This window comes from Acidiphilium iwatense, assembly GCF_021556475.1.
In the GTDB taxonomy this organism is placed as follows: domain Bacteria; phylum Pseudomonadota; class Alphaproteobacteria; order Acetobacterales; family Acetobacteraceae; genus Acidiphilium; species Acidiphilium iwatense.
On sequence record NZ_JAKGBZ010000014.1, the window covers coordinates 1 to 20907 of the forward strand.

19 protein-coding genes and 1 tRNA gene are annotated in these 20907 nt (G+C 63.8%); 3 read left to right on the top strand and 17 right to left on the bottom strand.

The window, feature by feature from the left end; translation table 11 throughout:
- Positions 1–212 precede the first annotated feature (212 nt).
- The gene (locus L2A60_RS08885; RefSeq protein ID WP_235704024.1) at positions 213–1022 is read right to left on the bottom strand and encodes a hypothetical protein; all 810 of its coding nucleotides are present in this window, start codon (positions 1020–1022) and stop codon (positions 213–215) included.
- A gap of 595 nt (positions 1023–1617) precedes the next feature.
- Between L2A60_RS08885 and L2A60_RS08890 the strand changes: the two genes are divergently transcribed.
- Positions 1618–2250, top strand: coding sequence for a hypothetical protein (locus L2A60_RS08890; protein WP_235704025.1), 633 nt, complete (start codon positions 1618–1620; stop codon positions 2248–2250).
- A 76-nt stretch (positions 2251–2326) separates the two neighbouring features.
- Here L2A60_RS08890 and phoB read toward each other — a convergent pair whose 3' ends face one another.
- From phoB to L2A60_RS08970, 16 genes are all read right to left on the bottom strand, one after another.
- On the bottom strand, positions 2327–3043 hold the full coding sequence (phoB, locus tag L2A60_RS08895; RefSeq protein ID WP_235704026.1) for a phosphate regulon transcriptional regulator PhoB: 717 nt from the start codon (positions 3041–3043) through the stop codon (positions 2327–2329).
- A gap of 11 nt (positions 3044–3054) precedes the next feature.
- Positions 3055–3774, bottom strand: a complete 720-nt coding sequence (gene phoU, locus L2A60_RS08900) for a phosphate signaling complex protein PhoU (RefSeq protein ID WP_235704027.1) — start codon at positions 3772–3774, stop codon at positions 3055–3057.
- Between the two features lie 11 nt (positions 3775–3785).
- The gene (gene pstB / locus L2A60_RS08905) at positions 3786–4589 is read right to left on the bottom strand and encodes a phosphate ABC transporter ATP-binding protein PstB (protein ID WP_235704116.1); all 804 of its coding nucleotides are present in this window, start codon (positions 4587–4589) and stop codon (positions 3786–3788) included.
- Positions 4590–4728: 139 nt separating this feature from the next.
- Complete coding sequence (locus L2A60_RS08910) at positions 4729–5376, bottom strand: peroxiredoxin (protein ID WP_235704028.1); 648 nt, start codon at positions 5374–5376, stop codon at positions 4729–4731.
- A 112-nt stretch (positions 5377–5488) separates the two neighbouring features.
- Positions 5489–5563, bottom strand: a tRNA-Val gene (locus L2A60_RS08915).
- A 53-nt stretch (positions 5564–5616) separates the two neighbouring features.
- Positions 5617–6801, bottom strand: a complete 1185-nt coding sequence (locus L2A60_RS08920; RefSeq protein ID WP_235704029.1) for an acetyl-CoA C-acyltransferase — start codon at positions 6799–6801, stop codon at positions 5617–5619.
- Positions 6802–6813: 12 nt separating this feature from the next.
- A complete protein-coding gene (locus L2A60_RS08925; protein WP_235704030.1) occupies positions 6814–7581 on the bottom strand; it encodes an SDR family NAD(P)-dependent oxidoreductase in 768 nt (255 codons plus the stop codon).
- Positions 7578–9302, bottom strand: coding sequence for an AMP-binding protein (locus tag L2A60_RS08930; protein WP_235704031.1), 1725 nt, complete (start codon positions 9300–9302; stop codon positions 7578–7580). The genes L2A60_RS08925 and L2A60_RS08930 overlap by 4 nt, the downstream gene beginning before the upstream one ends.
- On the bottom strand, positions 9299–10195 hold the full coding sequence (gene mmsB / locus L2A60_RS08935) for a 3-hydroxyisobutyrate dehydrogenase (protein WP_235704032.1): 897 nt from the start codon (positions 10193–10195) through the stop codon (positions 9299–9301). Before mmsB ends, L2A60_RS08930 begins: the two co-directional genes overlap by 4 nt.
- Before the next feature lie 11 nt (positions 10196–10206).
- Positions 10207–11271 (bottom strand): enoyl-CoA hydratase/isomerase family protein, encoded by a 1065-nt coding sequence (locus L2A60_RS08940; protein WP_235704033.1) that lies wholly within the window; start codon positions 11269–11271, stop codon positions 10207–10209.
- Positions 11268–12443 carry an isobutyryl-CoA dehydrogenase gene (locus L2A60_RS08945; protein WP_235704034.1) on the bottom strand — a complete coding sequence of 392 codons (1176 nt, stop codon included), beginning with the start codon at positions 12441–12443 and terminating at the stop codon, positions 11268–11270. The genes L2A60_RS08940 and L2A60_RS08945 overlap by 4 nt, the downstream gene beginning before the upstream one ends.
- Positions 12444–12453: 10 nt before the next feature.
- Positions 12454–13953, bottom strand: coding sequence for a CoA-acylating methylmalonate-semialdehyde dehydrogenase (locus L2A60_RS08950; RefSeq protein WP_235704035.1), 1500 nt, complete (start codon positions 13951–13953; stop codon positions 12454–12456).
- Between the two features lie 44 nt (positions 13954–13997).
- Positions 13998–14918 (bottom strand): methylisocitrate lyase, encoded by a 921-nt coding sequence (gene prpB, locus L2A60_RS08955; RefSeq protein WP_235704036.1) that lies wholly within the window; start codon positions 14916–14918, stop codon positions 13998–14000.
- Positions 14919–14928: 10 nt separating this feature from the next.
- The gene (gene prpC / locus L2A60_RS08960) at positions 14929–16077 is read right to left on the bottom strand and encodes a bifunctional 2-methylcitrate synthase/citrate synthase (protein ID WP_235704037.1); all 1149 of its coding nucleotides are present in this window, start codon (positions 16075–16077) and stop codon (positions 14929–14931) included.
- Positions 16078–16104: 27 nt separating this feature from the next.
- Complete coding sequence (locus L2A60_RS08965) at positions 16105–17604, bottom strand: MmgE/PrpD family protein (protein ID WP_235704038.1); 1500 nt, start codon at positions 17602–17604, stop codon at positions 16105–16107.
- A gap of 205 nt (positions 17605–17809) precedes the next feature.
- On the bottom strand, positions 17810–19456 hold the full coding sequence (locus L2A60_RS08970) for a fatty acid--CoA ligase (RefSeq protein WP_235704039.1): 1647 nt from the start codon (positions 19454–19456) through the stop codon (positions 17810–17812).
- A 118-nt stretch (positions 19457–19574) separates the two neighbouring features.
- Between L2A60_RS08970 and L2A60_RS08975 the strand changes: the two genes are divergently transcribed.
- Positions 19575–20354: an SDR family oxidoreductase gene (locus L2A60_RS08975; protein WP_235704040.1), complete on the top strand. Its 780-nt coding sequence runs from the start codon at positions 19575–19577 to the stop codon at positions 20352–20354.
- A 6-nt stretch (positions 20355–20360) separates the two neighbouring features.
- Entirely contained in the window at positions 20361–20870 is a 510-nt protein-coding gene (locus L2A60_RS08980) for an AAA family ATPase (RefSeq protein ID WP_235704041.1), read from the top strand.
- The last annotated feature ends 37 nt before the right edge of the window (positions 20871–20907 follow it).

Genomic DNA, 20907 nt, shown 5'->3' on the forward strand with positions numbered 1-20907 from the left:
CTCCCATTGGTCAGCCCTCAGCCCATAACGCCCCATCAATCAGCCTTTCGGAATGCTGATCTGCTATGAATCAGGAAAACGGTCGCGCCGGAATCCCCCCGGTCAAATGACGACACACCCTAGTTAGTTCAGCCCCACGTGAAGCCGAGGAAGGGCGAGGTCGTCATTATCGATGATCGCGTCGCAGCGGACCCCAGGCTCGCAGAGCGGGTTTATGGTGGCCACGTGTCGAAACGCATCAGTAACAGCCGCGTCGTCAGGAGGACAAGGTGCCGACGGAACGTGCTATCATCCTCGTCTGACAATCCTGGGTGGGGGCCCTGCGGATGCAAGCGCTTCCAAAGCCCGTTGATAAAATTCTTGCCCCCATTTCCCCACTCGTTCAATTGCTCGTCGAGAAATCCTTTGCTGGCGAGCATTTCTCGCCGATTCTCACTGCTCGCGAGATGCTCAGCTCCTGGGTCCAGCTTTATGGCAATCTCGTCAAGGAGGCTTTCAAAGAATACACGAAGCTGAGCATTAGCTGAAGCCCAATTGCCTCTGGCATGTGCGTCGAGAGCCTGGTCAAAATGTCCCTTAGACGTAGCGAAATTGTGGGCATCCAGCAGGCGGATGACTTGATCCTGAGCCTGTGGAAGTTTGAGCTCTTCAGGTAACGTCCGTTGGATATTCCTTTCCTTAACCTCGAAACCATCAAGTCGTAGCATCCGCAATAAAGTCTGCTGAACTTCGGAATATTCGGGCGTCTCAGAAGATTCGAATACCGGCAACAGCAAAACACCCTTTTCGACTATTGCATCCTGCAAAAAACCACCGTCATCAGTTTTGTGTTCAGGGTCGGCATCATAGAATGATATGAGGTGATTAAAACGACGTGACAGGGAGCCGGCATTGCAATTTTGGTTCAATGCAGATCCGAATTTCAAAAGGACGCGCGTTAGTTCTTCGTGCGTCTGGAAGGTGCCTTCCATGACCTCCACCGCCGCGATCACTGTTTGGCGTGAAAATCGAAGTGCCCACATGCCCAGCAGCCTCCTACTATTCGACTCACCCCCGTTTTATATCTGACAAAGGCGGATCAGGCAGCATGATCGTCTCTCCTAGAAGGCGCATTATGGAAAGCGGGGGGAGCGGGAAGTCGAAGCCAAGTCCCCAGCGCAGGGGCGTGCAGGCGGTAGAGTAGACACCGCGCAGGGACCGGTCAAAACCTTTCTGCAGGGCCGTGCCAAGCCAGCACGCATACTTGGAAGAGAGGATAGGAGCGGTGGGCGCGAAACCAGGTTTCACGCCGCGCTCGACATAGGATGTGCCGAATACGTTTGATCCCCGAGGCCGGCAAGGAGGCCCGCGATGGAGATATCCTCGTCGGGGCCATCCCAACGCAAGCCGCGCGGGCTGATCTTAGAGCAATATGGCTTTAAGTGGAATCGCGCAGCGATCCACAAAGCCATGAAATTGCTCGCCCAAACAAAGAGTAGAGCGCCATCTTCGGCCGATATCGCGGTTCGGGACAAATCGGAACCGTCATTGCGAGCGGAGCGAAGCAATCCACAAGCTTCATCCGCCCCCGCACAAGCCCCTTGCCCACCCCCCGCCATTTATGTTCTTGTTTCGTTCGTGAACCTGAACACCCCCTCGGCCCGCTTCGCCGGCATCATCGAGTATCTCTGCCAGGCCGTCGCCGCCAGGGGCGTCAAGGGTGCGTTCGCATCCCCGCTGCTGACCCTCCTGCTCTGGAACCGCCTGCGCTTCATCGCCGCCCGCTTCAAGGCCATCGCCAGCGCGCCCCGCTACGCGACCCCGCCCCGGCGCCGCGCGCGGACACGCCCTCCGGCACCGCCGCGCGAACCCGAACCTGCACCCGCACCGTCCGAGCCCGCATCGCCGGAACCCGAAGCGCTCCGCCTGCCGCGCCGCTTCGCCTGGCTTCTCGCTCCGTTGCCGGAATCCAGGACGGCCGCCTCGCAGCTTCGCTTTTTCCTCGGCGATCCCAAGGTCGCCGCCATGATCGAAGCCGATCCCCGCTTCGGCCGCCTGCTCCGTCCCCTGTGCCACAGCCTCGGCCTCCGCCCGCCGCCCTGCCTGCGGATCGTGAAATCATCCGAACCCGCGGCACCCGAGCCGCGGACAAACACCGCCCCCGAAACACCATCGATGCGGCACATCCCGTTCCATGTTCAGGTGCCGCCCCAGCCCGGCCGCGCCATCCAGCCCGTCCTTTGCCGCGCCATCGCGCGCGCGCCGCCCTGACCGCGCACCGGCTCATCCGCCCGCCCAACCTTGCCCGATCAGCGATCAGGCAGGGCGATCGGCGTTGCGGACATCCTCAGGCGGCCACGGCGGCGACATCCACATCCAGCGCATAGCCGGCGGCGCGCACCGTGCGCACCAGGTCGAGTTCGCCCGGCGCGTTGATCGCCTTGCGCAGCCGGCGGATATGCACATCGACCGTGCGCGGCTCGACATGAATATCCCTGCCCCATACCGCGTTCAGCACGTCCTCGCGCGAAAACACCCGGCGGGGATGGCGCATGAAAAATTCGAGCAGGCGAAACTCGGTCGGGCCCAGATGCAGCAGCTTCGACCCTCTCGTCACCCGGTGGGTCGCGGGGTCGAGCTCGATATCGTGGAAAATGAGCGGCGACTTGGCCGGCCCGGTGCCGGACCGGCGCAGCAGGGCGCGGATGCGCGCGATCAGCGCCTCCGGCGAAAACGGCTTGGTGATGTAGTCGTCGGCGCCGGTTTCCAGGCCGCGCACCGCGTCCTGATCCTCGGCGCGGGCGGTCAGCATGATCACCGGCAGGCCGCGCATCGCCGGCCGGCGGCGGATCTGGCGGCACAGCTCGATGCCGGACAAAGTGGGCAGCATCCAGTCGAGCAGCAAAAGATCGGGCGGCGATTCGGTGATCTTGGTCAGGGCTTCGGTGCCGTCGCCCGCCTCGTCCACCCGGAATCCCTGTTTTTCGAGGTTGTAGCGCAGCAGCGTGACCAGCGGGGCCTCGTCCTCGACGACCAGGATCAGGGGTTTCGCGCTCCCGCTCATCGGCACCTCCTTCATTGGTTCGACTGTCGTGCGTAGGCGGCGAGCAGATCGCCCTTGGGCCTTGTATCCGGCAGGGTTTCGCCGGTGGCGGCGTAATAGGTGAGTTCGGCGACGTTGGTGGCGTGATCGCCGATCCGCTCCAGGTTCTTCGCGATGAACAGAAGATGCGTGCAGGCCGAAATATTGCGCGCATCCTCCATCATGTAGGTGATCAGTTCGCGGAAGATGGTGGTGTAGAGATCGTCGATCATCTGATCGGCGCGCCAGACCGATACGGCTTTCTGGGGATCGGCCTCGGCGATCGCGTCGATCGTGGTCTTGAGGTTCTCCTGCACCAGCCGCGACATCTGGGCGAGGCTCGCGAGCGGATAGGAAGGTGCGGCCTCGTTCAGGATCAGCGTGCGCTTCGCGACATTCGCCGCGTAATCGCCGATGCGTTCGAGATCGGTGGTGACTTTCAGCGCCGCGACCACCTGGCGCAGATCGTCCGCCACCGGCTGGCGCAAGGCGAGCACGCGGATCGCGAACTGCTCGATCGCACGCTCCTCGGCATCGACCCTGGTATCGAACTCCACCACCCGCGCGGCGAGCGCCGCATCGCGGGTGAGCAAAGCCGTCACCGCATCGGCGAGTTCGGTCTCGACCAGACCGCCCATCGCCGCGATCATGTCGCGCAGCCGGCCGAGATCGGCCTCGAAGCTGCTCAAAATATGTTTGGAGTCTTCCGGCATCGTCGCGTTCCTCAGCCAAACCGGCCGGTGATGTATTCCTGGGTGCGCCGTTCGCGCGGTGCTGTGAACATCTGCATCGCGTCGGCAACCTCGACCAGCTCGCCGAGATAGAAGAACGCCACGCGGTCGGCGCAGCGGCCCGCCTGCTGCATGTTGTGGGTGACGATGAGGATGGTGAAGTCGCGCTTCAGCTCGTCGATCAGCTGCTCGATCTTGAGCGTGGAGATCGGGTCGAGCGCGCTGGTCGGCTCGTCGAGCAGGATCACCTGCGGCCGCACCGCGATGGTGCGCGCGATGCAGAGGCGCTGCTGCTGTCCGCCGGACAGCGCCAATGCCGAGGCGTGCAGCTTGTCCTTCACCTCGTCCCACAGCGCGGCGCGCGCGAGCGAGGATTCCACCCGCTCGTCCATCGCCGCGCGCGACAGCTTCTCGTGCAGCCGCACGCCGAAAGCGACGTTCTCGTAAATGCTCTTGGGGAAGGGCGTCGGTTTCTGGAACACCATGCCGACCCGGCGGCGCAGCCGGTTGATATCGGTCCCCGGATCGATGATGTTTTCATCATCCAGCAGCACCTCGCCCTCGGCGCGCTGGCCGGGATACAGGTCGTACATCCGGTTGAGCACGCGCAGCAGGGTGGATTTGCCGCAGCCGGAGGGGCCGATCATCGCCGTGGTCTGCCGGTCGGGGAAGTCGATCGACACCGATTTCAGCGCATGAGTCGCGCCATAATAGAAATCGAGGTCGCGGACCGCGATTCGCGGCGCGGCGGACGCGGTTCGTGATATCGGCTCCATCCGAGCCGCGGCATCCGGCATGATTACCTTCTGTCTTTCGGCAACATCGTTCATCGGCACAGGCTGCCTGGCGGGGTGGTCGTCACGACGCCGCTGCATAGACCTCTATCATGCCACGGTTATGACAGTTCGATGAAGCTTTTATGACAGATGACCGAAATCACGCCCGATGCGGCAGTTTCGGCTGCTTCACCATGCGCAGATAGGGTCTCAGCGTCTTGAACCCATCCGGGAAACGCTGCTTCGCCTCTTCATCGGACAAAGACGGGATGATGATCACGTCCCGCCCGTCGCGCCAGTTCACCGGGGTCGCGACCTTGTGCGCGTCGGTAAGCTGGAGCGCGTCGATCACCCGCAATATCTCGTCGAAATTGCGGCCGGTCGCCGGCGGATAGGTCAGGGTCAGGCGGATCTTCTTCTGCGGATCGATGACGAACACCGACCGGACCGTGACATTCGGGTCCGCCTCGGGATGGATCATCTCGTAGAGGTCGCTGACCTTGCGGTCATGATCGGCAAGCACCGGGAAATTGAGCTTCTGGCCCTGGGTTTCCTCGATATCGACCGCCCAGCCCTGGTGATTTTCCCCGGTATCGACCGAAAGCCCGATCGGCTTCACGCCGCGCCTGTCCCATTCCGGCTTGAGCCGGGCCACCTCGGCGAGTTCGGTGGTGCAGACCGGAGTGAAATCCTTCGGATGGCTGAACAGGATGCCCCAGGACTCCCCGAGATAGTCATGGAACCTGATCCGGCCTTCGGAACTGGCCTGCTCGAAATCCGGCGCGGTCTGGCCAAGCTGGAGTGACATTCTCAGCATCTTCCTCGTAGTGCGATGCGCCACCAATGGCGCTCAACATGCGGCCATGCAATAGGGCAACCCAGGTTTTGGGGAATCGGCCGGCCATGAATTGCGAAAATCGTGGTGGGCGCGACAGGGATTGAACCTGTGACCCCCGCCATGTCAAGGCGATGCTCTCCCGCTGAGCTACGCGCCCACGATCCGCGACACCGGGCTTCTAGCCGCGCCGAACCGTGCTGGCAAGCCAGTTCACGCCATCCGTTCCAGGGCCATCGCGGTCGCCTCGCCGCCGCCGATGCACAAAGCCGCGACGCCGCGTTTCAGCCCGCGCCGTTCCAGGGCGGCAAGGAGCGTGACGATGATGCGCGCGCCCGATGCGCCGATCGGGTGGCCCAGCGCGCAGGCCCCGCCATGGACGTTCACCTTCTCATGCGGCAGCGACAGATCGCGCATCGCCGCCATGGCGACCACGGCGAACGCCTCGTTGATCTCGAACAGATCGACCCGATCCGTGGTCCAGCCGGTGCGGTCCATCAGCCGGCGGATCGCGCCGATCGGTGCCGTGGTGAACAGGCTCGGCGCCTGCGCATGGGTGGCGTGGCCGACGATGATGGCGAGCGGCGTCACGCCGAGCCGTTCGGCCTCGGAGCGGCGCATCAGCACCAGAGCCGCTGCGCCATCGGAAATCGAGCTTGAATTCGCCGCCGTAACCGTGCCGCCGTCGCGGAAAGCCGGCTTGAGCGTGGGGATTTTTTCCGGCTTCGCTTTGGGCGGCTGCTCATCCTCGGTCACCGAAGCCGTCCCTTTGCCGGGCGGCTGGATCGCGACAATCTCGCCGGCAAACGCGCCATCGGCCATCGCGGCACGGGCACGCCGGAGCGATTCGAGGGCGAAATCGTCCTGCGCCGCGCGGGTGAACTGGTAAGCTTCGGCGCATTCCTCGGCGAAGCTGCCCATCAGGCGGCCTTTATCGTAGGCATCCTCCAGCCCGTCCAGGAACATATGGTCGAGGGTGCGGCCATGGCCCATCCGGTAGCCGCCGCGCGCGCGATCCAGCAGATAGGGCGCGTTGGACATGCTCTCCATGCCGCCGGCAACCACGATATTCGCACTCCTGGCGGCGATCGCGTCATGCGCGAGCATCGCCGCCTTCATGCCGGAGCCGCACATCTTGTTCACCGTGGTCGCCCCGGTTCCGAGCGGCAAGCCGGCCCCCAGAGCCGCCTGACGTGCCGGCGCCTGGCCCTGTCCGGCCGGCAGAACGCAGCCGAAAATCACCTCATCGACCGAATCGGGGGCAATTCCCACCCGCTCGATCGCGCTCCCGATCGCCGCAGTACCCAAGGCTGGAGCAGAACTATCCTTCAGGGCGCCGAGAAACCCGCCCATCGGCGTGCGGGCGGCGGAGGCGATGACAATCGGGTCTTGGTCCATGGTGGAATTCCTTCAGCGCGGCGCCATCCGTAAGGCGCCGTCGAGGCGGATGGTCTCGCCGTTGAGCATCACGTTTTCGCAGATGTGGCGCACCAGGGCCGCGAATTCATCGGGGCGGCCGAGGCGCGGCGGGAACGGCACCGACGCGCCCAGCGCATCCTGGACGGTCTGTGGCAGCCCATCCATCATCGGCGTGGCGAAAATTCCTGGCGCGATGGTCACGACGCGGATGCCCGAGCGGGCCAGTTCGCGTGCGATCGGCAAGGTCATGCCCGCGACGCCGGCCTTCGAGGCGGCATAGGCGGCCTGACCGATCTGACCGTCGAATGCGGCGATCGAGGCGGTGTTGACGATCACCCCGCGTTCGCCCGTATCGTTCGGCGTATTGCCCGCCATAGAAGCAGCGGCAAGCCTGATCATGTTGAACGTGCCGATCAGATTGACGGTAATCGCGCGGGTGAAACGGGCGAGATCGTGCGGACCGTCCCGCCCGAGAACCTTCTCGCCAGGCGCGATGCCCGCGCAATTGACCAGCCCATGCAGCGCACCGAAGGCACTAACGGCCTGCTCCACCGCCGCCTTGCCGTCCGCTTCCTGCGTGACATCGGTGCGGACGAAGCGCGCCCGTTCACCGAGCCGTGCGGCGCAGGCCGCGCCCTGCGCCTCGTTGATATCGGCGATCACCACGCGTCCACCCGCCCCGGCCAGGTTTTTAGCGGTCGCGGCGCCGAGACCGGAGCCGCCGCCGGCAACCAAAAAAACCGAATCTGCAATCTTCATGACAGGGCGGCTTTCTTTGTGATTTCATCCGCGACAAGCTCGGGAAACATGGCCTCGGTGAAGCGGACGTCTTCCGTTACGCCCTGTTCCGCCTCGGCGCGGCGCAACTGCACGCGGCGGATCTTGCCCGAGATTGTCTTCGGCAGATCCGTCACGAACACCAATTCACGGATGCGCTTGAATGGCGCCAGCCGTGCGCGCGTGTGGCGGAAGATCGACAATGCCGTCTCGCGATCGGGTATAACCCCGGCGACGAGTGCCACATGCGCGACCGGAACCGCAAGCCGCACCGCATCCGGCTTCGGCACCACGGCGGCCTCGGCGACCGAAGGATGCTCGATCAACACGCTTTCGAGCTCGAACGGGCTGATCCGGTAGTCGGACGATTTGAAAACATCGTCGGCACGGCCAATGAAAGTGAGATAGCCGTCGGCGTCGATCGCGGCAACGTCGCCGGTGCGATAGACATCGCCATCGGTGCCGCGCAACGCGCCGCTTTCGGCATCGACATAGCCGCGCATCAGCCCGGCAGGCGCATCGGCGCCGCAGGGCAACGCCACTTCGCCGTCGCCCGATGCGGAATCGGCGCGATCGAGCAGCAGAACCCGATAACCCGGCAAAGGCCGGCCCATCGCGCCCGGCTTCACCGTCTGGCCCGGCGTATTGCCGATCTGCGCGGTGGTTTCGGTCTGACCGTAACCGTCGCGAATGGTCAGCCCCCAGGCCGCTTGCACGTGCTCGATAATCTCGGGGTTCAGCGGTTCGCCCGCGCAGGCGATTTCGCGAAGCCCGGTTTTCCAGCGGGCGAGATCGTGCTGCACCAGATGCCGCCACACCGTTGGCGGCGCGCAAAGCGTGGTGACGCCGCAGCGGACAATGGTATCGAGCAGCGGAACCGGTTCGAAGCGCGGCTGATTGACGATGAACACGCAAGCTCCGGCATTCCACGGCGCGAACACGCTGCTCCAGGCGTGTTTCGCCCAGCCGGGCGAGGAAATGTTCAAATGGATGTCGCCCGGCTGCAGGCCGATCCAGTACATCGTCGAAAGACTGCCTGCCGGGTAGGATCGATGGCTGTGCAGCACGAGCTTGGGTTTCGCCGTAGTGCCAGAAGTAAAATACAATAACAGATCGTCATCTGCCTTGGTGACGCCGTCAGGCGAGAACTCGGTCGGCTCATCCTCCGGCGCATAGGCGTGCCATCCCGGTGGCGCCGCGCCGCCGACCGTGATTTTCGGGATGTTCGCTGCCAGTTCGGCAAATTTCGCCACCTGATCCGCCGAGGTCACGATGCAGCCAGCATGGCCACGTTCGATCCGGTCGGCCAATTCCGCTTCGGTCAGCAGCGTGGTCGCCGGCATCACCACGGCGCCGAGTTTCATCGCCGCGAGCATGATTTCCCAAAGCGGCACGACATTGCCGAGTGCGAGCAGGATGCGATTGCCGCGCCCGATGCCGAGGCCGCGCAGGAAATTCGCCGCCTGGTTGGAGCGCCGAGACAGCTCGGCGAAACTCAGTTTTGTCTCGCCTTCGCCGACGGCATCGACGATCCAGAGCGCCTGGGTGTCACGAAATTCCGGGCTGTGCGCAAGGAATTTATCGAACCAGTCGAACGCCCAGTTGAAGTCCGGCTCGTCCGGCCAGCGAAACCCGCCATAGGCGGCAGCGTAATCGGTGCGGTGCCGGAGCAGAAAATCCCGCGCTTCCGCAAAGCCGGTCATTGCACGCCTCCCGCCGCGATCGCCCGGAAAATCGCCGAGAAATCCTCGCCCTCATGGCCGGAGGCGGCGAATTTCTCGTAGAGTCGCGTCGCGTGTTCGCCAAGCTCGGTCGCAGCGCCGGTTTCCCGCGCCGCCTCCTGCGACAGGCGCAAATCCTTGAGCATCAGGGCGGCGGCAAATCCAGGTTTATAGCCGTTATTCGCGGGACTCACCGGCACCGGACCGGGCACCGGACAATAGGAGGTCAGCGACCAGCACTGGCCCGAAGCGGTCGATGCCACGTCGAACAAAGCCTGGCGCGACAGGCCGAGCCGGTCGGCGAGCGCGAAGGCTTCGCTCACCGCGATCATCGAAATGCCGAGGATCATATTGTTGCAGATTTTCGCCGCCTGCCCCGCGCCGGCATCACCGCAATGCACAATTTTCTTGCCCATCGCCGCAAGAATCGGCTGCGCGCGCGCGAATGCAGCCTGGCTTCCGCCGGCCATGAAGGTGAGGGTCGCCGCCACCGCCCCGCCGACACCGCCGGAGACCGGCGCGTCCACCGAGTCCATGCCTGCCGCATGCGCCAGTTCGTGCGCCGCCCGCGCGGAAGCGACATCGATGGTCGAGCATTCGACGAACAGCGTGCCAGGTGCTGTCGATTGCAGAATGCCCCCAGGCTCTTCGTAGATCGCGCGCACGATCTGCCCCGATGGCAGCATGGTGATCACCGCTTCGGTGCCGCGCGCGGCATCGGCGGCACTTACCGCGATTGCGACGCCTTTTGCCGCTGCCGCTTCCCGCGCCGCCGCGACCATATCGTAGCCGATCACTCGATGGCCGGCCTTCACCAGATTCGCGGCCATCGGGCCGCCCATATTGCCCAAGCCGACGAAGCCGATGCGTGCCATCCGATCCTCCGTTATGCGTTGACTGGCGTGAGCCCAAGTTCCATCTCGCCGAGCGACGCGAAATAGGCATCGATCGAAGCGTCGTCGACATCCGCCAGAGTCGCCGGCGACCAGCGCGGATTGCGGTCCTTATCGACAAGTTGCGCGCGCACGCCTTCAATGAAGTCGTTATCCCCAGCCCGTCTGACACCCACGCGATATTCGCGGTCGAGCGCCGGTTCAAGCCGGAAATCCTGCCGCGCCTTTCGCACAAGTTGCAGTGTGATCTTCACGGAACCCGGCGAGACACGGCCGATCGCGACGGCAGCTTCGCGCGCTGCCTCGGATTCGTGCGACGCCAGTGCCGCGACGATCTCTTCCGCGGTCGGTTTCGAATAACATTCGTCGATCCAGCTCTGCGCGGCGTCGAGTGCCGATACTGGCGGCGATGAGGCGAATGTCTTGATCCGGGCCGCGACCTTCTCATGCCCGTGAGCGCCGGCAAGCGCGTCGGCAAGTTCCGGCAGTCGCGTGCTCTCGACATAGTAATCGGCGACTCCGCCGAAAATCGCGTCGGCCCCGCTCATCCGATAGGCCGCGATCGCCACGTGCAACCCCGTCTCGCCCGGCATATGACCGAGCAGAAAGCTCCCGCCGATATCCGGGATGAAGCCGATGCCGACTTCCGGCATCGCGAGCATCGTCTGCTCGGTGACGATCCGGTGCGACCCGTGCGCGGAAATCCCGACACCGCCTCCCATCACGATGCCGTCCATGAAGGCGACATAGGGTTTGGGATAGTTGGCGATTCGCGCGTTCATCCGATATTCGTCGGCGAAATATGCGGCAGCGAGCGTCGTCTTCCCGACCCGCGCCGCCTCATACAGATCACGAATATCGCCGCCCGCGCAGAATCCCCGCTCGCCGCGACCATCGACCAGCACGAGCCCGACCTCGGGATCACTGGCCCAGCGCACGAGTGCCGCATCGATCTCGACTTCCATAGCATGAGTCAGCGCGTTCAGCGCGCGCGGCCGGTTCAGCGTGATCCGCCCGATCCCCCGCGTGACCCGGATCTCGACATCAGCCCCGTTCATGCATTCCGCCCGATCATGCCGCGCGCGACGATCAGGCGCATGATTTCGTTCGTGCCTTCGAGAATCTGATGCACCCTCAGATCCCGCACGATTTTTTCGATGCCGTATTCGGCGAGATAGCCATAGCCGCCGTGAAGCTGCAGCGCCTGATTGGCGACGTCGAACCCCGTATCGGTCGCGATCCGCTTGGCCATGGCGCAAAGGCGCGTCGCATCCGGCGCCGAGCGATCCAAGGCAGCAGCCGCGTGCCAGAGAAACACCCGCGCGGCTTCCAGTCCCGTCGCCATATCGGCAAGCCGGAACTGCAACGCCTGAAACTCGTTGAGCGGCTTGCCGAACGCCTGGCGCTCGCCGAGATAGGCAATGCTCGCTTCCAGCGCTTTCTGGGCACCGCCCAGCGAACAGGCGCCGATATTGAGTCGCCCGCCATCGAGCCCGCTCATCGCGATCCTGAACCCGTCGCCCTCGGCACCGAGACGATTCGCCGCCGGCACGCGCGCGCCCTCCAGGATCACCTGCCTTGTCGGCTGCGCGTTCCAGCCCATCTTGCGTTCGATGGTGCCGAACGAAACGCCCCCGGTATCCGCCGGCACGATGAAGGTGGAAATTCCTTTCGGCCCGGCGCCGCCGGTGCGCGCCATCACGATATAGATATCCGACGCACCGGCGCCCGAAATGAATTGCTTGGTGCCGTCGAGTACGTAGCCATCGCCATCGCGTGCGGCGCGGGTTTTCAGCGCCGCCGCGTCCGATCCTGAACCGGGCTCGGTCAGGCAATAGGCGCCAAGCCAGTCCATCGCGCAGAGTTTCGGCAGAAACCGCGCGCGCTGTGCAGCGTCGCCGAACCGGTCGATCATCCAGGCGACCATGTTATGGATCGAGATATACGCCGAAATCGAGGGGCAGCCGGTCGCCAGAGCCTCGAAAATCAGCGCCGCGTCGAGCCGCGACAATCCGCTGCCGCCGCTCGCCTCGCGCACGTAAATCCCGCCCATCCCGAGCGTCGCCGTCTCGCGGATGACATCGACGGGAAAGTGCTTGCGCTCGTCCCAATCCAGCGCGTGCGGGGCCAGACGTTCATCGGCGAAATTGCGCGCCATCTCGGAAATGGCGCGCTGCGCCTCGGTCAAGGCGAATTGCGTCGTCTCGGCGTCAGCAGGTTGCGCGTCCATGGCAGGTTCCTCAGCTCATCGTCGGAATGACGAAACTCGCTCCTTCCTTGATGCCGGAAGGCCAACGGGAGGTGACGGTCTTGGTCCGCGTGTAGAAGCGGATCGAATCCGGCCCGTGCTGATTGAGATCGCCGAAACCCGAGCGCTTCCAGCCGCCGAACGTGTGATAGGCGATCGGCACCGGGATCGGCACATTCACGCCGACCATACCGACCTTCACGCGCTGAGCGAAATCGCGTGCGGCGTCGCCGTCGCGGGTGAAGATCGCGACTCCATTGCCGTATTCATGCGCGCTCGGCAAATGGAGCGCCGCTTCATAATTCGGGGCACGCACGATCGACAGCACCGGGCCGAAAATTTCCTCCTTATAGATGCGCATGTTCGGCGTGACATGGTCGAACAGCGAGCCGCCCATGAAAAATCCGCTTTCATAGCCTTGCAGTTTGAAATCCCGGCCGTCGAGCACGAGCGATGCGCCCTCCTTTACCCCGAGGTCGATATAGTCGCGCACCCGCCCCGCCGCCGCGCTTGTGATCAGCGGCCCGAAATCCGCATCGGGATCGTTCGAAGGCCCGACCTTCAACTGACGGATGCGCGGGATCAGTTTGTCCAACAGCGCCTCGGTCGTGCCCTTACCCACCGGCACGGCGACCGAGATCGCCATGCAGCGTTCCCCCGCCGAGCCGTAGGCCGCGCCGGTCAGCGCATCAGCCGCCTGGTCCATATCCGCATCCGGCATGACGACCATGTGGTTCTTCGCGCCGCCGAAACACTGCACGCGCTTGCCGTGCGCCGCCGCCGTCGAATAGATGTATTCGGCGATGGTGCTGGACCCGACGAATCCGATCGCCATGACGCGGGGATCGGTCAGCAGCGCATCGACCGCTTCCTTGTCGCCGTTGACGACGTTGAAAATGCCCGCCGGCAATCCGGCTTCGAGGAAAAGTTCGGCGAGGCGCAGTGGCACCGAAGGGTCGCGCTCGGAGGGTTTGAGGATGAAGGCATTGCCGCAGGCGATCGCCGGTGCTGCTTTCCACAGCGGAATCATCGCCGGGAAGTTGAACGGCGTGATACCGGCGACCACGCCGAGTGGCTGGCGCATGGAATAGACATCGATGCCGCGCCCGGCCTGATCGGAATACTCGCCCTTGAGAAGATGCGGGATGCCGACAGCGAATTCGACGACTTCCAGGCCGCGCTGGATATCGCCCTTGGAATCCGCGACGGTCTTGCCGTGCTCGGACGAGAGCAGCCGCGCCAGCGGTTCCATGTCGCGCTGCACGAGGCGCAAAAACTCCATCATCACCCGCGCGCGGCGCTGTGGGTTCTGTGCAGCCCATTCGACTTGCGCAACCTCGGCGTTCGCGATCGCGGCTTCGACCTCGGCCTTCGATGCCAGCGGCACGCGCGACTGCACCGAACCCGTGTTCGGGTCGAACACGTCGGCAAACCGGCCGGACTGCCCGGCGATGTGCTTGCCGCCAACGTAATGGCTCAGTTCCTTGGTCATTGGTGCTTCCTCTCGAAATGGGTTGCCGGCCGATGCCGGCCCGTTCAGATTTGCGGCATACCTTTGGGAACGATGGTTTTCACGATCGTTGCATCCAGCGCCTCGAATCCCGCATAATCGATCGTGTCGTAAAGTTCGGCGCGCGTCTGCATCGCGTCGACGCAATTCTGCGCGCCACCGTCGCGCCTTATCGCCGCATAGAGCGTTTCCACCGCCTTGGCCGAGACGCGCAGGCTGGTGACCGGCCAGATCACCATGCGATAGCCCATAGCCTCGAATTCGCTCGCGGTGAAAAACGGCGTCCTGCCGAATTCGGTCATGTTGGCGAGCAGCGGAATGTCCGGCATCCGCGCCGCGAATTCACGAAACATTTCGGCATTGTGCAGGGCTTCTGGAAAAATCGCGTCCGCCCCAGCCTCGACATAGAGTTTCGCACGTGCCACGGCACCGTCGATCCCCTCGCTCGCAGCAGCATCGGTGCGGGCGATGACGAACAGATGCCGCCGCGCGTGGGAAGCCGCCGCGACCTTCGCCGCCATGTCGTGCGCATCGGCGAGTTTCTTGTCGTTCAGATGGCCGCATTTCTTGGGCAGCACCTGATCTTCGATATGCACGGCGGCAGCACCGGCATCCTCGAAGCTGCGCACCATGTGCATGACGTTGAGCGCCTCGCCATAGCCGGTATCGCCATCGACCAGCACCGGCAGGCCCGAAGCGCGCGCGACCTGACGGATGAAGAAACATACCTCGTCCACGGTGATGATGCCGAGGTCCGGCAGTCCCATCGATGCGGTCATCGCAGCACCCGACAAATAGCACGAATCGAATCCGGCGCGCTTCGCCTGCTGCGCGGCAAGCCCGTTATGCGCACCTGGAATTTGTAGAATTCTTGGTCGTTCCAACAGGCTTCGAAATCGCTCGCCGGCGGACCGCATCGGAATGTCCTGAGCGCGCAGATAGGTCATCGCTCTCTCCTCAGCTTCGCTGTCCGATCGGCACGAATTTCAGATCTTCCGGCCCCACGTAATTCGCCGACGGCCGAATGATCTTGTTGTCGATTCGCTGTTCGATCACATGGGCACTCCAGCCCGAGGTGCGCGCGATCACGAACAAAGGCGTGAACATCGCGGTCGGCACGCCCATCATGTGATAGGACACCGCGCTGAACCAATCGAGATTGGCGAACATCTTCTTGGTATCGTGCATCACGCTCTCGATCCGCTCGGCGATCGAAAACATCTTCGTCGCACCAGCCTTCTCGGACAATGCGCGCGCCACCCGCTTGATCACCACGTTGCGCGGATCGGCGATGGTATAAACCGGGTGGCCGAACCCGATGATCACTTCGCGCGCTTCGATGCGCCGACGGATATCCGCCTCGGCCTCGTCGGGCGTCGCGTAGCGTTTCTGCACCTCGAAGGCGAATTCGTTGGCTCCGCCATGCTTCGGCCCGCGCAAGGCGCCGATCCCGCCGGTGATCGCGGAATAGATGTCCGATCCGGTGCCGGCGATGACCCGAGCCGCAAAGGTCGATGCGTTGAATTCGTGCTCGGCATAGAGAATAAGCGAGGTGTGCATCGCGCGCACCCAATCGCCATCCGGTTCGCGCCCATGCAGAAGATGCAGGAAATGGCCGCCGATCGAGGCATCGTCGGTTTCGACATCGATGCGCTTGCCGTTAGCACTGAAATGATGCCAGTAGAGCAGCATCGAGCCGAACGAGGCCATCAGCCGGTCGGCGATGTCGCGCGCGCGCGCCGGATTGTGGTCGTGCTCCTCGGGCAGGACGCATCCGAGCGCTGAGGCAGCCGTGCGCATCACGTCCATCGGATGCGCCGCAGCGGGAATCGCTTCGAGCACCCGCTTCACCGCGGCGGGAATTCCTCGCAAGACGCGCAGTTTGGCCTGATACGCCGCGAGTTCCGCCGCGTTCGGCAGAAAGCCGTGAACCAGCAGATGGGCAATTTCCTCGAAGGTGCAGCTTTCGGCGACATCGAGAATGTCATAGCCGCGATAATGTAGATCGTTGCCGGTTCGTCCGACACTGCATAACGCGGTGTTGCCAGCCGCGACCCCCGAGAGGGCAACCGATTTCTTGGGTTTCGGAGCCGTCGTTTCGCTCATGCTGCGTTTCCTTCGATCGTGTTATTTCTAGAAAATTCCAGGCTTGCCTTCCAGCAGCGCGCCATTGGGCAGGGCGACGTTCAACCGGTCGAGCTCGCCGGCCGGCAAATGCGGCAATTCCTGCACCGCTTCGATGAATCGCGCCGATTCACGCGCGGAAATGATGCCGTCGGTCAGCGTCTCGAACTTGCGGATATAGTCCGCGCGTTCGAACGGCCGCGCCCCCAGGGAATGCGCGTTCGCGACGGCCAACTCGTCGGTCAGCGTCGAGCCGTCCTTGAACGTGATCTCGATGCGTCCGCCGAACGCCTTCTGGTTCGGATCGGTCGCGTGATAGCGCCGCGTCCATTCCGGGTCCTCGCGCGTCTCGATTTTGTGCCACAGCCGTACCGTGTCCGGCCGCTGTGCGCGCTTCGGCGCGTAGCTGCCGACGTGATGCCAGGCGCCGTCCTGCAGCGCGACCGCGACGATATACATGATCGAATGGTCGAGCGTTTCGCGTGACGCCTTGGGGTCCATTTTCTGCGGGTCGTTCGCCCCGGTTCCGATCACGTAATGGGTATGATGCGACGTGTGGATGACGATTTTTTCGATCGCCTCGAAATCCTCGATCTGCTGGCGCATGCGGAACGCAAGGTCGATCAGCGCCTGGCTCTGATATTCCGCCGAGTGCTCCTTGGTATAGCTGTCCAGAATCGCGCGCTTGGCCTCGCCCTTTTCGGGCAGCGGCACGTGATAGATAGCGTCCTTGCCGCCCAGCATCCAGGCGATCACGCTGTCCTCGCCCTCATAGATCGGGCTCGGCGCGCCCTCGCCGCGCATCGCGCGGTCCACCGCCTCGATCGCGAGCTTGCCGGCATGGGCAGGCGCGAACGCTTTCCACGAGCTGATCTCGCCTTTGCGCGACTGACGGGTCGTGAAACTGACATGCACCGCCTGCTGCACCGCCTGAAAGATCACATCCTGCTTGAGGCCGAGCAGGGCTCCGATTCCGGCGGTCTGCGCCGGGGCGAGATGGGCGATATGGTCCTTTTTCCATTCATGCAGGCAGATCGCGCGCACCAGGTCGATCTGGATTTCGTAGCCGGTGACGATACCACGGATCAGGTCGCGGCCGGTGCGTTCCAAGCTTTGCGCGACCGCCAGAATCGGCGGAATATTGTCGCCCGGATGGGAATAATCGGCGGCCAGAAACGTGTCGTGATAATCGAGCTCGCGCACCGCCGTGCCGTTGGCCCAGGCCGCCCATTCGGGGCTCACGGTCTTGCGGGCCGGCAGGCCGAACACGGTTGCTCCGCCGCGCCGCGCATGGCCCAGCGCCATGTCGCGCGCCGCCACCACCGGCTTGCGATTCACCGAGGCGATGGCCACTGCGGCATTGTCGATCATCCGATTGATGATCATCTCGGTCACATCGCGCGGCACGGCCACTTTGTCGGCGGCAACGCCGGCAATCTTCCAGGCAAGCTGATCCTCGCGCGCGAGCAGCGATTTCGACGGATGGACGCGGACCTCATGCAGCTTCATGGATATTGGACACTTTCGTTTCTATATCATTTTATGGAATCCGGCTGCGCTGGAGATTCGGCGCCTTGCGCACAAAACGCAACCCTCGCGGACGGATCGGAGGGTTGTGCTTGATGGAGCGGTTCTGAAATTCCCCAGCATTCGCGGTCGTGTTCGTGGAAATTCCAAAACCATGAACCACATTGGAATCATGTGCTTTCCGGCATCAGGCGACGGCGTGCGGTGAGGTTTCGGTCGCGCGGATGCGCATCGTCTTCTTGTCGAGCTTGCCGACCGAGGTCTTGTCCAGCGCCTCGACGATGACGATCCGGTCCGGTACCGCGTAGCGGGAGATTTCGCCGAGATCGGCACGGGCACGGACATGCGACCGGATGGCCTCTTCATCTTGCGCGGCATTCTGTTTGAGCACCACGAAGGCGACCGGGCGCTCGCCCCAGCGTTCGTCGGGCACGCCCACCACGGCGGCCTCGGCAACGCCAGGATGTGTCAGGATGATGTCTTCGATCCCGATCGAGGAAATCCATTCGCCGCCGGTCTTGATGACATCCTTCACCCGATCGACGATGCGCAGATAGCCGTCCGCGTCCAGCGTGCCGATATCGCCCGTGTGCAGCCAGCCGCCGCGCCAGAGCGCGTCCGACGCCTCCGGGTTGCCGGCATAACCGGGCGTGAGGAAGGGCGAGCGCGCCACCACCTCGCCCACCGATTTCCCGTCGCGCGGCACGTCGTTCATCGCGTCGTCCACCACGCGCAATTCGACCAGGGTTGCCGGCAGGCCGGCGGAGATGCGAATCGCGACCTCGGCCTCGTTCCGATTTTCCGCCGCATCCAGAATATCGCCGCGCAACTGCGTCATGGTCAGGATCGGGCAGGTTTCCGACATGCCGTAGGCGGCGTAGATGTCGAGCCCGCGCGCAAGACCCGCCTCGCACAGCGCGCGCGGCAGCGCCGAGCCGCCGATGATCACGCGCCAGCCGGTGAGATCGATATCCTTCGCCGCCGGCGCGGTCAGGATCATGTGCATGATGGTCGGCACGCAATGCGAGACGGTGACCCGCTCGGTGCGCAGCAACCGGCAAACCACGTCCGGCAGGAACCGCCCGACATAGACCTGCTGCATCCCCATCATCGTCGCCGCATAGGGAAATCCCCAGGCATGAACGTGAAACATCGGCGTCAGCGGCATATACACGTCTTCGCGGGAGATGCGCCCGTTCAGCCCGGCCATCGCCATCGTCGCCATGATCACCATGGTGTGCAGAACGAGCTGCCGGTGGCTGAACATCACCCCCTTGGGCAGGCCGGTGGTGCCCGTGGTGTAGAAGGTGGTCGCCTGGGTATTCTCATCGAAATCGGGGAAATCGTGTTCCGCCGGCACCTGCGCGAGCAGCGCCTCGTATTCGCCGGCAAAGCCTTCGGGAAGGTCCGGCGGCGATGCCTCGTCAGTCATCAGCACGATCGCCCGCAGTCGCGGCAACCGGTCGCGGATCGCGCTCAGCACCGGCAGGAAATCGCTGTTGACGAACAGGATTTCCGCCCCGGAATGGTCGATCGTATAAGCGATCTGGTCAGGGCTGAGGCGAATATTCACCATCATCAGCACCGCACCCGACATCGGCACCGCGAAATAGGCTTCGAGATAGCGGTGGCTGTCCCAGTCCATCACGGCAATCCTGCTGCCCATGGCGGCACCGAGCCCGGCCAGCACCCCGCCGAGCCGGTTCACCCGCTCGACGAATTGCGGATAGGTGAAGCGCCGGTCGCCGCGATAGACGATCTCGCGCCGGCTCGCCTGGGCGATCGGCATTTTCAGGATGTGCTTGATCAGCAACGAATAGGGCTGCGCGCTCATGGAAAATTCCTCCACCTCTGCGCCCCGTATCGGGCCGGGGCTTGTCCTCCATTGGATAGGAGCGTATCGCGCCCGTCAATCCCGCTCACCCAGGCGTGGCCCCCCAACAGGAGACGTCATGACCGCGTTGAAATCCCTGTTCGATCTCACCGGCAAGCGCGCCCTGATCACCGGCGGCTCGCGCGGGCTGGGGCTGCAGATCGCCGAAGCGCTGGGCGAATACGGCGCGAAAATCGCCATCTCCGCACGCAAGGCGGACGAGCTGGACGAGGCGGTGCGCCATCTCGCCGGGCTGGGTATCGCGGCGACCGCGCATGTCGCCGATCTCGGCAGGCCCGAGGGCCCGAAGGCGCTGGCCGATGCGGTGCTCACGCTGCACGGCGAGATCGATATTCTGGTGAACAACGCGGGTGCTACCTGGGGTGCCCCGGCAACCGATGTCACCGCCGAGGCCTGGGCGCGGGTGATGAACCTGAATGTTAACAATCTGTTCTTTCTGACCCAGGACATCGCCCGGCGTTCGATGCTCCCGCGCCGGGCCGGCAAGGTGCTGAACATCGCCTCGATCGCCGGGCTGCGCGGCCACCACCCGGACATCACCGGAACCATCCCCTACAATGCCTCGAAAGGCGCGGTAGTGAACCTGACCCGCGCGCTGGCCGCCGAATGGGGGCCGCATAACGTCACGGTGAATGCGATCGCACCGGGGTTTTTTCCGTCGAAAATGACCAAGGGCATTCTCGGCCAGTTCGACAAGCAGGTGCTGCATCACACGCCGCTTGGCAAGCTCGGCAATGACGATGACCTGAAGGGTGCGGCGCTGCTGTTCTGCTCCGCAGCCTCCGGTCATATCACCGGGCAGATCCTCGCGGTCGATGGCGGCACGATGGTCATCTGAGCCGTCATGCTCATCGTGGTTGCCGGACTGCCCGGCACCGGAAAAAGCACTCTCGCGAAGGCGATCGCGCGCGAGCGGGAAGCGGTCTATCTGCGGATCGACACGATCGAGCAGGCGATCCGCGACGCGAACGGCGTCATGGGCGATGTCGGACCGGCCGGCTATGTCGCGGCCTATGCGCTGGCTTTGGACAATCTGCGCCTTGGCCGCATCGTCGTTGCCGATTCGACCAACCGGCTGATGATAACCCGCAAGGCTTTCCGCGCGACCGCATTGGCGGCGGCGGCATCGTTGATCGAAATCGAATTGATCTGCTCCGATCAGGCGGAACACCGGCGCCGCGTCGAAACAAGGTCCATCGACATCCCCGGTCTGTCGGCACCCGACTGGGCAGGCGTAGGCAGGCAAGCCGCCGAAACCGAACCCTGGGACCGCCCGCCGATCAGGCTCGACACCGCCGGCCGCACGATTGCCGAGTCGATCGCCGAATTGTCGGCTCTCATCGACCGGCATTAGACTATCCGGCTTGATCGAGCGCGCCCGTTATGGTCCT